14 protein-coding genes are annotated in these 14,390 nt (G+C 54.9%); 9 read left to right on the plus strand and 5 right to left on the minus strand.

The genetic code is table 11. The features are described 5' to 3' along the window. Positions 1-174 precede the first annotated feature (174 nt). Positions 175-393 carry a hypothetical protein gene (locus FHS72_RS00580; RefSeq protein ID WP_183523974.1) on the minus strand — a complete coding sequence of 73 codons (219 nt, stop codon included), beginning with the start codon at positions 391-393 and terminating at the stop codon, positions 175-177. A 100-nt stretch (positions 394-493) separates the two neighbouring features. Then, on the minus strand, positions 494-697 hold the full coding sequence (locus tag FHS72_RS00585) for a SlyX family protein (RefSeq protein WP_183523977.1): 204 nt from the start codon (positions 695-697) through the stop codon (positions 494-496). A gap of 109 nt (positions 698-806) precedes the next feature. On the opposite strand from FHS72_RS00585, the gene hisS reads away from it, so the two are divergent. The 3 genes from hisS to hisG are packed head-to-tail and all read left to right on the plus strand — an operon-like array spanning position 807 to position 4,182. After that, positions 807-2,429: a histidine--tRNA ligase gene (gene hisS, locus FHS72_RS00590; protein WP_183523980.1), complete on the plus strand. Its 1,623-nt coding sequence runs from the start codon at positions 807-809 to the stop codon at positions 2,427-2,429. Next, positions 2,426-3,499, plus strand: coding sequence for an ATP phosphoribosyltransferase regulatory subunit (locus FHS72_RS00595; RefSeq protein WP_183523984.1), 1,074 nt, complete (start codon positions 2,426-2,428; stop codon positions 3,497-3,499). The genes hisS and FHS72_RS00595 overlap by 4 nt, the downstream gene beginning before the upstream one ends. Continuing rightward, a complete protein-coding gene (gene hisG / locus FHS72_RS00600; RefSeq protein WP_183523987.1) occupies positions 3,493-4,182 on the plus strand; it encodes an ATP phosphoribosyltransferase in 690 nt (229 codons plus the stop codon). The genes FHS72_RS00595 and hisG overlap by 7 nt, the downstream gene beginning before the upstream one ends. 98 nt (positions 4,183-4,280) lie before the next feature. On the opposite strand, the gene FHS72_RS00605 is transcribed toward hisG, so the two are convergent. After that, entirely contained in the window at positions 4,281-4,712 is a 432-nt protein-coding gene (locus tag FHS72_RS00605; RefSeq protein WP_183523990.1) for a DUF1489 family protein, read from the minus strand. A 234-nt stretch (positions 4,713-4,946) separates the two neighbouring features. Between FHS72_RS00605 and FHS72_RS00610 the strand changes: the two genes are divergently transcribed. The 3 genes from FHS72_RS00610 to FHS72_RS00620 all read left to right on the plus strand — a co-directional run bounded on the left by FHS72_RS00610 (position 4,947) and on the right by FHS72_RS00620 (position 8,970). Beyond that, entirely contained in the window at positions 4,947-7,223 is a 2,277-nt protein-coding gene (locus tag FHS72_RS00610) for an adenosylcobalamin-dependent ribonucleoside-diphosphate reductase (RefSeq protein WP_183523993.1), read from the plus strand. A gap of 388 nt (positions 7,224-7,611) precedes the next feature. Next, positions 7,612-7,971 carry a hypothetical protein gene (locus FHS72_RS00615; protein ID WP_183523997.1) on the plus strand — a complete coding sequence of 120 codons (360 nt, stop codon included), beginning with the start codon at positions 7,612-7,614 and terminating at the stop codon, positions 7,969-7,971. Between the two features lie 186 nt (positions 7,972-8,157). Next, complete coding sequence (locus tag FHS72_RS00620; protein ID WP_221235299.1) at positions 8,158-8,970, plus strand: 5'-methylthioadenosine/S-adenosylhomocysteine nucleosidase; 813 nt, start codon at positions 8,158-8,160, stop codon at positions 8,968-8,970. A 285-nt stretch (positions 8,971-9,255) separates the two neighbouring features. On the opposite strand, the gene FHS72_RS00625 is transcribed toward FHS72_RS00620, so the two are convergent. Further along, the gene (locus FHS72_RS00625) at positions 9,256-9,918 is read right to left on the minus strand and encodes a flavin reductase family protein (protein ID WP_221235300.1); all 663 of its coding nucleotides are present in this window, start codon (positions 9,916-9,918) and stop codon (positions 9,256-9,258) included. Continuing rightward, the gene (locus tag FHS72_RS00630; protein WP_183524003.1) at positions 9,915-10,601 is read right to left on the minus strand and encodes a GntR family transcriptional regulator; all 687 of its coding nucleotides are present in this window, start codon (positions 10,599-10,601) and stop codon (positions 9,915-9,917) included. The genes FHS72_RS00625 and FHS72_RS00630 overlap by 4 nt, the downstream gene beginning before the upstream one ends. 162 nt (positions 10,602-10,763) lie before the next feature. Here FHS72_RS00630 and FHS72_RS00635 point away from each other — a divergent pair, with 162 nt between their 5' ends. The 3 genes from FHS72_RS00635 to FHS72_RS00645 all read left to right on the plus strand — a co-directional run bounded on the left by FHS72_RS00635 (position 10,764) and on the right by FHS72_RS00645 (position 14,386). After that, complete coding sequence (locus FHS72_RS00635) at positions 10,764-12,341, plus strand: ABC transporter substrate-binding protein (RefSeq protein WP_183524006.1); 1,578 nt, start codon at positions 10,764-10,766, stop codon at positions 12,339-12,341. 67 nt (positions 12,342-12,408) lie between these two features. Continuing rightward, entirely contained in the window at positions 12,409-13,401 is a 993-nt protein-coding gene (locus FHS72_RS00640) for an ABC transporter permease (protein ID WP_183524009.1), read from the plus strand. 13 nt (positions 13,402-13,414) lie between these two features. Continuing rightward, positions 13,415-14,386 carry an ABC transporter permease gene (locus tag FHS72_RS00645; protein WP_183524012.1) on the plus strand — a complete coding sequence of 324 codons (972 nt, stop codon included), beginning with the start codon at positions 13,415-13,417 and terminating at the stop codon, positions 14,384-14,386. Positions 14,387-14,390: the final 4 nt, after the last annotated feature.

A 14,390-nucleotide genomic window follows, 5' to 3' on the forward strand; every position in this document is an offset into this window, starting at 1 on the left:
CAATCTTGGTGGGCCTTTTGCGTTTTAGCGCGGCGCGTCTATTTGCAAACGGCGGCAGGCGCTTGGCGATTGTCAGCGCATAAAAAACTGGTGTGCCCGAGGGGAGGCGGCACACCAGTTTTTAAGGCGGCACGTTTTATGCCGCCCGGTTGTCCGTTTAGATCACGGTGTTGTCTATTCCGCCGCTGGTGCTTCGACCTCTGGCAGTTCGACGTTGACGTCGAGCGTCTCACCGCCACCACTGGAAAACATGCCGCTGTTTATTGCGAAAAAGCCCAGTAGCAAGACAGCGACCAGCAGGCCTGCAATGAACCACCCGCCGCCACCGCTGCTCCGACCTGTGTCGGTGTGGATAACGGTCGTGTCTCGTGTATCGCGATCTCTATCGGCCATCGGATGTCTCCTTGATTAAGTTATCCAGAGAACGCGGTGACATGATAAATAGTTCCGGCAAACGCCGATTAACTTTCACGGAGAGGCTGAAAAGCTGTATCTACCAGTGCGGCGGACGTTGATCGGCCAACGGCACAGAGCCGCCTGCGTCCATCTCGCGGCCAGCCTCGCGTTCCATCAACATCGCAAGACGACGGGTCGCCACGGCGAGCTCGTTTTCCTGCCGTGCGACGATGTCGGACAGCTCTTCGACCGTTTTGGTCAGGTGGGCGATTTGTTCTTCGATGTGTGTCACGTCTGTCATAATTCCCGCTTATCACGGCCCAACGAGACTGCAAAGCCAATGCGCATTGCCCCAACCGCCTGTCCGCGCTAAACGGCAGGCGCATTCAAGCAATTCCATAGGACCCGAAATGGCCAAGATGAAAAAAGCACCCAAGCCAAAGGCGCAAACCCCCAAAGGGTTCCGCGACTATTTTGGCGCTGAGGTGACCAAGCGCACTGAAATGTTAAATCAGATCGCTGCGGTTTATCATCGGTACGGGTTCGACGCGCTGGAAACGTCGGCTGTGGAAACTGTCGAAGCTTTGGGCAAGTTCCTGCCCGACGTGGACCGCCCGAACGAAGGCGTGTTTGCATGGGAAGAGGACAAAGACTGGCTGGCGCTGCGCTACGACATGACGGCACCACTGGCACGGGTCTATGCGCAACACCGCAACGATCTGCCGACGCCCTACCGCCGCTATGCGATGGGGCCTGTGTGGCGGAACGAAAAACCGGGACCGGGTCGTTTTCGGCAGTTCTATCAATGTGATGCGGACACAGTTGGAGCGCCAAGCGTAGCGGCCGACGCCGAGATTTGCGCGATGCTGGCGGATACGCTGGAGGCCGTGGGGATTGACCGTGGCGACTACATCATCCGTGTGAATAACCGCAAGGTTCTGAACGGTGTGATGGAAGTTGCGGGCCTCGCTGGTGACGACAAAGAAGCCGAGCGCGGGATCGTGCTACGCGCGATTGATAAGCTGGATCGATTGGGTGTTGAAGGCGTGCGGGCGTTGTTGGGCGAAGGTCGTAAGGACGAGAGTGGGGATGTCACCAAGGGTGCGGGGCTAAATGAAGAGCAGATCGAAGTCGTTCTTAAGTTTGTAAACGCAAACGATGTCGTGAAATCTAATGCTCTAATTGATCTATCTGAAGCCATTGGCGACGGCGACAGTGAAATTGCAGACGTTATTCGCGCTGAAATCGAACTTTCAGATAACAAAGGTCAACATACAAGCGACCGAGACGATATAGGCGATTTTGTAAATTCTCAACGATGTGAGTATCTCCGTAAATTGGTTCAGGGATCTGAGGTCGGTATTCAAGGCGTTGATGAACTCGAAGAGATTACCGCGTTATTGAGCGCCCAAGGATACGAAGCCAATCGCATCGTTATCGACCCATCCGTCGTCCGTGGCCTCGGCTACTATACCGGTCCTGTCTATGAAGCCGAACTCACCTTTGAAGTCACCGACGAAAAAGGCCGTCCGCGCAACTTTGGCTCGGTCGCTGGCGGTGGTCGCTATGATGACCTTGTGAAACGGTTCACGGGCCAAGAGGTTCCTGCGACGGGCGTGTCCATCGGCGTGGACCGCTTGCTTGCCGCGCTTGATGCGAAGGGTCGTTTGTCGAAAGCTGCCGTTGGTCCCGTGGTTGTAACCGTCATGGATAAGGCCCGCATGGCCGATTACCAAACGATGGTTGCCGAATTGCGCAACGCTGGCATCCGGTCCGAAGTGTACCTCGGGAACCCGAAAAACTTTGGTAATCAGTTAAAATACGCTGATGCGCGACAGTCTCCGATTGCGATTATTGCAGGTGGTGACGAGTTCGAGAACGACGTTATCCAGATCAAAGACCTGATCCTAGGCGCTGAAATCGCCAAGAGCGCGACGCTGGAAGAATGGAAAGGTCTGCCGTCACAATACGAAGTGCCGCGCGGTGATCTTGTCGCGAAAGTACGCGAGATTTTAGCGGGGCAGGGCGCGTGACAACAGCAGCAATCAAAGCCGAAGCATCCCGCATTTCCGCCGTGTTCGAGGCCGCAGGGGCTGTTCCCGTCGAGGCCGAAATCATGCAACCCGCAGAGGTGCTTTTGGACCTCTACGGCGAAGACATACGTGGCCGCGCCTATGTCACAGACGATCCGGTGCAGGGCGAAATGATGCTGCGCCCCGACTTCACCGTGCCCGTCGTGCAAATGCATATGCAAAGCCACGCCAGCCCGGCACGCTACACCTATTCAGGTCCGGTTTTCCGCAAACAAGACGAAGACCCGAGCCGCGCGCGTGAATATACGCAAGTCGGTTTCGAAGTTTTCGACGGCCAGAACCCTGCCGCCGCTGACGCCGATGTGTTTGCGACAGTGCAAACGGCGCTTGCCGACGCGCCTGTGCGGGCCGCGACAGGCGACATTGGTTTGCTGAAAGCCGCCGTTGCAGGTCTGCAAACAAGTGATGCACGCAAGGCTGCGCTGATGCGGCATATTTGGCGGCCCAAACGGTTCAAAATCTTGCTTGATCGTTTCGGTGGACGGGTCGCTGTGCCTGCGAAACGTTTGGCGCTCTTGGCCAACGAAAACCCCTTTGCGGACGCAGGGCCAGAAGTCGGTCTGCGGTCACGCCAAGAGGTGCAGCAGCGCCTTGATACGTTGCGTGCAGATGCCGCGATGGCCCCGATTTCCGGCGAAGAAATCGCGGTGATCGAAGCGATTTTGGCACTAAGCGAAACCGCCCCGCATGTCCTATCCGCCTTGCACGATATTGCGGTTGATATGCCTGCGATCCGCCGTGCTGTTGGCCGCTTTGAGGCGCGTCTGGACGCGATGTCAGCACGTGGTGTCGACGTCGAAACCCTACCGTTTGAAGGCAGCTATGGACGCACGTCGCTGGAATATTACGACGGTTTTGTTTTTGGTTTTTATGGGCTTAAGGACAATCGGCCGGTGGCCACTGGGGGGCGCTACGACGCGCTGACCGAAGTGCTGGGCGAGGGCCGTGCGGCCCCTGCCGTTGGTGCCGTGATCCGCCCTGATCTGCTGCTCGAGGTACGCGCATGTTAAAGCTAGGTGTGCCGTCTAAAGGGCGGTTGATGGAAAAGACGTTCCAATGGTTCGGGCAACGTGGCGTGACGCTGCGCAAATCCGGATCGGACCGCGAATATGCGGGTGCGGTTGACGGGATCGACGGCGTGGAACTGGTGCTTCTGTCCGCCGGAGAAATCCCGCGCGAACTGGCCGCTGGCAACATCCACATGGGTGTGACCGGATCGGATTTGGTCCGCGAAAAGCTGCCCGCGTGGGACACGCAGGTCGGTGAATTGGCGCTGATGGGGTTCGGCGGGGCAGACCTGATTATCGCCGTGCCGCAAGGCTGGGTCGATGTGGAATCGCTGGATGATTTGGATGCCGCCGCCGCCGCGTTCCGCCAGAAACACGGGATGCGGTTGCGGATCGCGACAAAGTATCACCGGCTGGTCCGCGAGTTTCTGCGCGACGAAGGTGTGGCTGATTACCGTCTCGTCGATAGTCAGGGCGCGACGGAAGGTGTCGTGAAAAACGAGACCGCTGAAGCGATTGCAGACATCACGTCGACGGGCGAAACACTGCGGGCCAATGGGCTGAAAATTCTGGACGGTGGATTGATTCACGCGTCACAGGCGACGCTGTTTCGGGGCCGCCGACGCGACTGGACGGATGCACAGCGGGCGACGTTCAAAGAGCTGTTGGCGCTGCTCGACGTATGATCAGAATCGGGTTGTGACTCGCGTGCACAAGGCGTGCACAACCCGTGCACTGCTGTGTCAGATGTTGATTGAGTTGTTTTGGCGAAATGAAGCCGGGGTCAGAGCACACCAATGGCGGCGAGTGCTTCGCTGAGGGCAGCGGGAAGCGGTTCTTCTTCTTCGCGCCCCGCAGGCAGGTCGATGGGGGCGTCTTCTGGTGTGAGATAGCGCCAACCTTGGAATGCGCGTTTGGGGGTGCCTGCGACGCGGATCAGGGGTGTGTCGCAAACAATGGCACAGCGTCTGATTCCATCGGCGGAGATATGTTCGTCGAGGCGGATGATGGCTTGGCGTGCCAGAATGACGCCTTTGATCACCCAATAAATAGAGCCGCCATTTAAGATTTCGGTATCGCGTTTGGGCCACATCCGTGTGACATGACGGGGGTAGCCGTCAGCGGTTTGGGCCTGTTTTGTGGCTTGCCATGCGGCAAGTCCTTCGACATTTTCGGTGCCGACAGAGAGTTTGATCAAGTTGACGGTTTTAGTCACGCGCGATTCCTCTTAGTTGGGGTAACGCTTATTGTTTAGGTCTGCGTCTATCAAGATTTAAAATTTACTATATTTTGACATTTTCGTATTGCGGACACCACATGTTGGGGTATGACGGCCTCGAGAACGAACAACCGCCGCCCGGCACCTCGCAGAATCTCATTCCCTTTTCGCGGGAATTCACGTAGTGTGAATGTCTCCCGTTGCCATATTTCGATCACGAAAGGTCATCCCATGTCCCGTTTTACCACCCCAATCGCCGAGCAAATTTGGGACATGAAGTACCGCTTCAAGCAAGCAGATGGCACGCCGATTGACCAGACTGTCGAAGATTCGTGGACGCGCATCGCCGGTGCACTGGCAAGCGTTGAAAAAGACCCGAAGGCATGGGAACCAAAGTTCTATAACGCCTTGGAAGATTTCAAATATCTGCCAGCCGGCCGCATCACCGCTGGTGCTGGCACGGCCCGTTCAGTGACGTTGTTCAACTGCTTTGTCATGGGCACTGTGCCGGACAGCATGGGCGGCATCTTCGACATGTTGAAAGAAGCCGCGCTGACCATGCAACAGGGTGGCGGGATCGGTTACGATTTCAGCACGATCCGCCCGAAAGGCGCGTTGGTCGAAGGCGTTGCGGCGGATGCGTCTGGCCCGTTGTCCTTCATGGATGTGTGGGACGCGATGTGCCGCACGATCATGTCAGCGGGGTCGCGTCGCGGTGCGATGATGGCGACGATGCGTTGCGATCACCCCGACGTCGAGGACTTCATCACCGCGAAATCCGACGCTGCCCGTCTGCGGATGTTTAACATGTCCGTGCTGATTACCGATCCGTTTATGGATGCGGTAAAAGCCGACAAACCGTGGGATTTGGTATTCAACGGCGAGACATACCGCACAGTTCAGGCCCGCGAATTGTGGGATGCGATCATGCAATCCACCTATGATTACGCCGAGCCGGGCGTCATTTTCATCGACCGCATCAACAAAGCGAACAACCTGTCCTATTGCGAAACCATTGCCGCGACGAACCCGTGTGGCGAGCAGCCGTTGCCCCCATATGGCGCGTGTTTGCTGGGGTCGATTAACATGGCCCGCTTGGTCAAAGATCCGTTTGGTGATGCGTCCGCGATGGATGAAGACCTGATGATTGATCTGGTCGCGACGGCTGTGCGGATGATGGATAACGTGGTCGATGCATCCCGTTTCCCGTTAGAGCAGCAGGCGCAAGAAGCCGCCGCCAAGCGCCGGATTGGTCTTGGCGTCACTGGTTTGGCCGATGCGTTGCTGATGGTTGGCCTGCGCTATGGGTCCGAAGAAGCTGCGGCACAGACTGACAAATGGATGCATGCGATTGCCCGCGCCGCGTATTTGGCGTCTGTTGATCTGGCGAAAGAAAAGGGCGCGTTTCCGCTGTTCGACGCGGATAAATTCCTGGCTTCAGGTGCGATGCAGGACATGGACGAAGACGTCCGTGATGCGATCCGCGAGCATGGTATTCGCAACGCATTGCTGACCTCAATTGCGCCAACTGGCACGATTTCTTTGTATGCTGGTAACGTGTCATCCGGGATCGAGCCTGTGTTTGCTTACGCTTACACACGCAAGGTTTTGCAGAAAGACGGATCGCGTACCGAGGAAGAAGTTGTTGATTATGCTGTACAATTGTGGCGCGAGCTGAAAGGCGACACAGCATTGCCGGATTATTTCGTGAACGCGCAAACACTCGCGCCGCTGGATCACGTCCGCATGCAGGCCGCAGCGCAGAAATGGATCGACAGCTCGATTTCCAAGACGATCAACTGCCCCGAAGATATCAGCTTTGATGATTTCAAAGAGGTTTACATGGCCGCTTGGGATCAAGGCTGTAAGGGCTGCACAACTTACCGTCCAAACGACGTGACTGGGTCGGTCTTGTCGGTGTCCGAGGAAAAATCCGAGGCCCCAGTACAGGTGGCGACAGACGGCGAAACTTCTGAGATTGTGTATTTGGCAGAGCCGCTTGACCGTCCGCAGGAATTGGATGGCGCGACATACAAATTGAAATGGCCGGATTCTGAGCACGCGATCTACATCACCATCAACGACTTGATCGTCGCAGGGCACCGTCGTCCGTTCGAGGTATTCATCAACTCGAAAAACATGGAACACTTTGCGTGGACCGTGGCGCTGACACGGATGATCTCGGCGGTATTCCGGCGCGGCGGTGACGTGTCGTTTGTGGTCGAAGAGTTGAAAGCAGTGTTCGACCCACGCGGTGGCGCATGGATGCAGGGCAAATACGTGCCGTCTATCTTGGCCGCAATTGGTGGCGTGATTGAAAAGCACATGGTCGCGACAGGCTTCTTGGCTGGCGAAGGCATGGGCCTGAAATCGGACCCACAAGCGGACGTTGTCCCGTTGAATAGCGCGCCCAAGGGCAAGGCTTGCTCGTCCTGCGGCGACTACGACTTGCGGATGGTCGAGGGCTGCATGACATGCGGGTCTTGCGGGTATTCTAAGTGCGGGTGATGCTGGGCTGAGGTGTTAGGCAGAAACATGAATAGCCTTCTCAAAAGCAAGCAATAGTGTGCGCAAGGCCTGTCAAGATTTAATTCTCTTGACGGGTTCTTGTTTTTTGAACCCATATTTATCGTTTAAGGTTAGAGGCTTATCGTGATTTAGTGTCTCCGGGAGAATCGCGGCCTGCATTATGCGCAGCTGCGTCGGCTTTGGCTCTCCCGAGTGTTCAAGAATGGTGTCGCAACGTGGTGAGGCGGTTGTGCCCTGTTCGGCTTCTAAAAGAGGGCATCTCGAGTGGTCGAGAAATAATGAAGCCCAAATATTTATTCTCGCCGCACTCGGTTAGGTGACCGCTGAACCGGCGGATATCAAAAGTGAACCGCAGCTCTTTCGATTGATGACGACGCATCAATTCAGCGACATTACCCTTCCGGCTGACTTTCAAATTATCCACGAAGTGGTTTGCAGCTACGCAATTAACGGTAAGATTGAGGTCGCGGGTGGTTTGGCTGGTGAAGATTTCTACAAAAGGTTGGCGACGGCTGCTGCATTCCGCTGGGGCCTGCTTATCAAGATGACGTCTGACGCGATCGGGGCAGCGCTGTCAAAGGGAGCCGCACGGCTCGAAGTGGATCATTTTGTTGATGTTTGGGTGGAGCAGACACAGATGCCCCGCTTCGTGACTCCTTTCACGCATGACCGTTACGAAACGATGTTTCGGCGGGACAACCCGTTTCTGAAATCCATCGACGAATGATGTGGCCTAACGCTTGATGAACAACTTCATCCTAACCAGCACATTGACTGCACTCAAGTTAACCCGTCTATTCGGGACATCTATCAGGAGACAAACATGCGCGCGCTTTTCAACATTTTTATCCTTCTTACAATCCCATCTATGGTCTCTTCTCAGACCTTAGATGACACACCCCGAACGGCCATCATGTCTGCATTTCCACCTGAAATTGTTGCCTTGCAAGACGGTTTCACCGATCAGGTTAGCTATAGTTTGAATGGTGTGACCTTTACTACTGGTCAGTTCGAAGGCAAGCCCGTCGTGATGTTCTTGTCGGGTGTAAGCATGGTGAATGCGGCGATGACAACGCAATTGGCACTCGATCACTTTGACATTAAGCGAATTGTATTTTCCGGCATTGCGGGCGGTGTTGACCCAGATCTTTCAATTGGCGATGTGGTCGTATCAGCGCATTGGGGGCAATATCTACAGGGCACAGCTGCGCGAGCTGATGGAGACGGTTTTGCCCTTCCAGGGTGGATGTCATCTGACTTCCGAAACTTTGGTATGTTCCACGCGATCCCTTTCGGCGTCCTCAAAGAAGATTTGGCTGAGCCTGACAATCGGTTCTGGTTCGACGCTGATCCAGCGTTGCTGGCGGTCGCCACTGACATTTCTGAAACGCTCTCATTGGCTGATTGCAACGCTGAGGCTGCTTGCTTGACGCGCGCACCGCAGATCGTAGTTGGTGGCAACGGCGTCTCGGGGCCGATTTTTGTAGATAACGCGACCCTGCGAGAACATGTTTTTACATCTTTTGACGCACGGGTTCTGGATATGGAAAGCGCTGGCGTCGCGCAGGTCGCGTTTGCTAATGATGTGCCCTATATCGCCTTCAGATCGCTTTCAGATCTTGCTGGTGGGGGCGACGGCGCCAATGAAATGAACACGTTCATGTCTCTCGCCGCTAGTAATGCGGCGATCGTGATGCGTGGGTTCATAGCCGCACTCGACGACTAGACAGGGTGGTCTTTCTAGTTGAGACTGGCTCTCAATGCTAAGACCATAGCACCAACTATCATCTGGCATCCATCGACCAATGGCTGTGATGAAGGCAAATGCTAAAGTTATACTACCTAGAGTCCCGCCGATCGAAATCGCGTCAAGCCAAGCCAGTGTGGGACCATCGTCTTGACAAGCCCCAATCAAATAGGCTGCGGGAACTACTACTCTACCATAGAAATCCAAGTGCATTGCGAATGCGATCCTTTAGCCCGTTCTACGGCGAAGCTGAATGACCCCCAACTAGATTCCCCTTCGTGTCTTGGTGCCTAGGACGTCTTCGGCGGAGGGTGTGGGGAGATCGAAGTAGTCCATCGTTCCTGCGTATCCATTGCCGCCCATCCGACCTAAGGCATCCAGCTTTTTATGGTCTGAATAATGGGTTTTCGGGTCGATGATATCCTCACGGATGTGTGCCATAACAATTCGGCCCAAGATGATCTCGCGTGCAGAGCTGATTTCGATTCCCAAGTAACGTTCACATTCAAACGCCACGGGGGCTTCTGCGATCCTTGGGCATGCCACCATTTGTCCTGGTGCTGCAGTAAGGCCAGCCATTTCGAGTTCATCGACCTCCGGGTCGAACCCAGCCGCTGTCACTGACATGGCTTCGACATTTGCGCGATCGACGATGTTCACAGTAAAGCATTCGGTCATGCGGATATTGTAAGCGGTGTCTTTGAAACTGCGGTCTGGTTTATTCTCGACACCCAAAGCAAGGATCGGTGGATCTGCGGACAGACAGTTGAAAAACGAATAGGGGGCTGCATTCACCACGCCATCGGGCGAAACGGTGGTGACCCAAGCAATGGGCCGAGGCACAATCGTGCCGATCATGACCTTATAGGCTTCGCGGGGGGACATATCCGCGAAATCAAACGCGTGGTAACCTTCTTGAAGGGTCAATTGGCCAGCTCCTTGCCGTAGTGTGAGAGTATAGATTGGATACTATCTGGTTGTGCGGTAAGCTCGGCGCGTCCCGCGACGGCCCCCAGGTGGTGCTCCATTATTTCCGCAGCCCTCGCCTGATCTCCGGCGCGAATGGCCCCGATGATTTGCGAATGCTCGTCCACGGCACATTCCGACGAATGATTTCGCGCATACAGTGACATGATTAAGGAGCAGCGCAACACGACCTCTGATACATAGCGGGCTAACACATGATTGCCGGTGAGTTCTGCTAGCAGGATGTGAAACTCTCCCGCGAGGCGAATGGATACGGGATCGTTTTTACCTCTGACAGCATCCTCGTGACGCACATGCGCCTCTAGGCGATCAAAGCCGTCTTTGTGGATTCCCTGGCATAAAACCCTGATAACCTCTGTTTCAAGGCAGCGGCGCACTTCAAAGATGTGCTGGGCTTCTACTTTTGAAGGCTCTGCAACAAATGCCCCTCGATTTTTATACGTGACAACCAGTCCTTCATTCTCAAGCCGGACGAGAGCATGGCGCACGATAGTGCGACTTACGCCGAATTGCTCGCCTACGGTGTCTTCCGGTAGGCGCATACCTGGCTTGAGTGCTTGTTCGATGATTGCCTTGCGCAAAAGGTCATGCACTGCATCGGTAAGTGTATTTTTGTCGGCCATAGTCAACTTTGCTCATAAAATTTGCACGATGCATATCGCATACAATTTATCCAGTCAATTGGATACAATCTTCTTGACCGACAGAAATCCTCATGCCATCCCAAATATATCGTATCCAATCTGGGTGATTCCTAGATACAATTTCATTGGACGGGGACCAAAATGAAAACTCGAAACCTCTTGCTTATTTCGGCAGCACTTGCCGGTCTTTCGGGCGCAGCGCAGGCTGAAAATGTATTAACCTGGGGGGCGAACCGCGACATTGGATCGCTTGACCCCTATTCATACGGGGACAGCTTTACCATCAACGTGCTGAACCACGTTTACGAAGGGTTGGTCCGTTACGACAAAGACCTGAAGATTGAACCAGCTTTGGCGGAGAGCTGGGAAATCCTAGAGGACAACATCACGTGGCGTTTTCATTTGCGCGAAGGTGTAACATTCCACAATGGCAACCCTTTCACAGCGGAAGATGTCGTTGCCTCCTTGACGCGTGTCAGCGACGAAACGTCACCGCTTAAAGGAAACCTGCCAGCCTACGTGAGTTCGGAGGTCGTGGACGATTTGACAGTCGACGTTACCCTGAATGGAACCTATCCGCTGTTGTTGAACGATCTGACTAATATCCACATTTTCGACAATGAATGGATGACGGAAAATAACGCCCTTAAGCCGACCGACATCGGGGCGGGCACCGAGGGTTACGCGACCTACAATGCCAACGGCACGGGCCCTTTCGTCGTTGAAAGCCGTCAGCCAGATGCTAAAACCGTTTTCGTCGTGAACCCCGATTGGTGGGACGAGCCACAGCATAATCTGGACCGTATTGAGCTGACACCTGTCACATCCGCCGCAACACGTGTGGCTGCATTGCTATCGGGTGAGATCAATTTCACCAACGACGCACCTGTTCAGGATCTTCCTCGCTTGGCGGCCGCACCAAATGTTAAGGTGCTGGAAGGTGTGGATCTGCGCACCGTGATGATTGGCTTTCCGTTTCGAGAAACGCTGACCACGGGCGAAGCGAACCCATTTAAGGATCGCAACGTGCGCGAAGCGCTGTATCGTGCGATTGATCTTGATCTGATCCACCAGCGGGTCATGCGCGGTAAGTCACGGATTGCGGGTGCGACAATTGCCCCTGAAATTCCAGGATATGTTGAAGCCTTGGATGATCTGCCTGGTTTCGATCCAGATGCAGCACGGAACCTGTTGGCAGAGGCTGGTGTGCCTGAGGGACTCGAGTTTGAATTCAACTGTCTTTCAGACGGGCTTGTGAATGAAGAGCAATTCTGTCAGGCGATCGCATCCATGTGGACGCGTATTGGCCTGTCGCCAAAGCTGGATGTTGCGCCGCGTGCTGTGCAATCGCCAAAGCGGACAAATGGCGCAACCGACGTTTACACATTGGGTTGGGCTACTTTGCCTTTATTGGACAGCTATTCACCATTGTTGCAGATCTTCCACTCCAAAGACGGCAATGCAGGTGTGTTTAACTGGGGCGACTGGTCTTACCCTGAGGTTGACGCGCTGATTGACGCCGCAGGTAGTGAACTGGATCTGACAGCGCGGTTGAATTTGCAAACGCAAGCACTTCAGATCGTCAAAGACGAAATGATCATGATCCCGTTGCACCAGCAGCCGATGGCATGGGCCGTGACCGAGAACGTGGCAGACATGCCGTTGTTCTCGGACAACAAACCACGTCTCTGGTTCGCGATGGTCGACTCCGATTCCTAAATCCTGGGCCGGGCCTGTTTCGGGCCCGGCGCTTTTTTCCTTGCCCTTTGCCATCTGAAAGACAGCTATGATTGCATTTTTGATTAAACGCACCGCGAACGCCGCCTTTGTCATGTTGGCGGTCGCACTGCTGGCCTTTGTGATCTTCCGGTTCTTCGGTGATCCCGTCGAGATGATGGTGAACGAACAAGCGACGCAACAGGACCGCATTGAATTGCGCGAGCGGCTTGGTCTGAACGATGGCTTTGTCACGCAATATACGCGGTTTGTGACCAACGCCGTGCAGGGTGATTTCGGGATTTCCTACAGAAACCAACAAGATGTGATGGTTCTGATCAAGGACAGGTTTCCTGCGACATTCGAGCTGGTTCTAGTTGCGACTGTGATTTCACTTGTGGTGGGCATTCCGCTCGGGGTCTTAACTGCTGTCCATCGCGACTCACGTTTGGCCAATATACTCCAGCTAGGGTCTATTATCGGCGTGTCTTTACCAAGTTTCGTAGTTGGCATCCTGCTCATTTTGGCATTTTCGGTATCATTGGGGTGGTTGCCCGCCTTTGGGCGGGGCGACACCGTCGACATCGGGTGGTGGTCTACCGGACTGCTGACACCGTCTGGTCGCATGGCCCTTATCCTGCCGTCGTTGTCGTTGTCGACTTTTCAAATCACGCTTGTGATGCGGTTAGTGCGGGCCGAGATGCTCGAAACCCTGCGCGCCGATTACATCAAATTCGCCCGCGCCCGTGGTGTGCCGATCCGGCGCGTTCAATGGCGTCACGCGCTGCGCAATTGTTTGATGCCTGTAATTACACTGACAGGGATGCAGATCGGAAATCTGATCGCGTTTGCGCTCGTGACCGAGACCGTCTTCCAATGGCCGGGCATGGGCCTGCTTTTTATCCAAGCGGTGACCTTCGTCGATATTCCGGTGATGGCGGCCTATCTGATGATCGTTTCGTTCATTTTCGTCGCGCTGAATACGCTGGTCGATATCACCTATGCGTGGGTCGATCCGCGCTTGCGCGATGACGCGGCCCGTGCGGGTGGTGCAAATGGTTGATCCCGAGGTTCCAATGAAAAATACATCCGACATCACTAAAGGCGGCACTGCGTCACCGCTGATCCCACAAAAGCCGTCACGATTGACCAAGCTGCGCGAAAGCGATCTGTGGTTTTCGTTCTGGTCGCACCCCTCTGCCATTTTTGCGGCGGCACTGCTGGCGTTTGTCACGATCACGGCCTTTCTCGCGCCGTTCATCAGCCCCCAGAACCCCTATGACCTAGGCGCGCTAGAGCTGTGGAATTCTGAGATACCACCGATCTGGGACGCGCAAGGGCAGTGGCCTTATCTGCTGGGCACCGACACGCAGGGGCGCGATATTCTATCAGCCATTCTCTACGGGTCGCGAATTTCACTGATTATCGGGTTTGCCTCGGTGATCTTGGCCTTGTCCGTTGGTTTGGCCCTTGGTTTGATCGCGGGTTATTTCGGTGGATGGGCTGATAACATCATCATGCGGATCGGCGACGTGCTTTTGTCGATGCCATTTATCCTGATTGCGATTTTGATCACTGCGGTGGCGTCAGCGTCACTGCCGACGGGTCTAAAAGACGTGCTCGCGGCACCGATCCTGATCTTTGCGATCGCGGTGCCGTCGTGGGTGCAATATGCGCGCACGGTGAGGGCCTCTGCGATGGTTGAAGCCAAAAAAGAATATGTCCAAGCGGCGAAACTGATCAGGGTCAAGTCGTGGCGGATCATGTTGAACCATATTCTGCCCAACTGCATGACACCGATCATGGTCGCGGCCACGCTTAACTTTGGGTTGGCTATTTTGTCCGAGGCGACGTTGTCCTTTCTCGGTGTGGGCATGCCGCCGGATCAACCCAGCCTCGGCACATTGATCCGCATCGGTAACCAATATCTGTTCTCGGGCCTGTGGTGGATTGTGGTGTTTCCGTCGATCCAACTTTGCCTAATCGTTTTGTCCGTCAACATGATTGGTGACTGGCTGCGCGACGCTCTCAACCCCAAACTTCGGTAGAATA

This window comes from Yoonia ponticola (genome assembly GCF_014199395.1).
GTDB classification, from domain to species: domain Bacteria; phylum Pseudomonadota; class Alphaproteobacteria; order Rhodobacterales; family Rhodobacteraceae; genus Yoonia; species Yoonia ponticola.

Excerpts from the sequence above, each read along its gene's own strand:
- FHS72_RS00580 (WP_183523974.1), bottom strand. The coding sequence starts at position 393 with ATGGCCGATAGAGATCGCGATACACGAGACACGACCGTTATCCACACC.
- FHS72_RS00585 (WP_183523977.1), bottom strand. The coding sequence starts at position 697 with ATGACAGACGTGACACACATCGAAGAACAAATCGCCCACCTGACCAAA.
- hisS (WP_183523980.1), top strand. The coding sequence starts at position 807 with ATGGCCAAGATGAAAAAAGCACCCAAGCCAAAGGCGCAAACCCCCAAA.
- hisG (WP_183523987.1), top strand. The coding sequence starts at position 3,493 with ATGTTAAAGCTAGGTGTGCCGTCTAAAGGGCGGTTGATGGAAAAGACG.
- FHS72_RS00610 (WP_183523993.1), top strand. The coding sequence starts at position 4,947 with ATGTCCCGTTTTACCACCCCAATCGCCGAGCAAATTTGGGACATGAAG.
- FHS72_RS00615 (WP_183523997.1), top strand. The coding sequence starts at position 7,612 with ATGACGACGCATCAATTCAGCGACATTACCCTTCCGGCTGACTTTCAA.
- FHS72_RS00620 (WP_221235299.1), top strand. The coding sequence starts at position 8,158 with ATGTCTGCATTTCCACCTGAAATTGTTGCCTTGCAAGACGGTTTCACC.
- FHS72_RS00630 (WP_183524003.1), bottom strand. The coding sequence starts at position 10,601 with ATGGCCGACAAAAATACACTTACCGATGCAGTGCATGACCTTTTGCGC.
- FHS72_RS00635 (WP_183524006.1), top strand. The coding sequence starts at position 10,764 with ATGAAAACTCGAAACCTCTTGCTTATTTCGGCAGCACTTGCCGGTCTT.
- FHS72_RS00640 (WP_183524009.1), top strand. The coding sequence starts at position 12,409 with ATGATTGCATTTTTGATTAAACGCACCGCGAACGCCGCCTTTGTCATG.
- FHS72_RS00645 (WP_183524012.1), top strand. The coding sequence starts at position 13,415 with ATGAAAAATACATCCGACATCACTAAAGGCGGCACTGCGTCACCGCTG.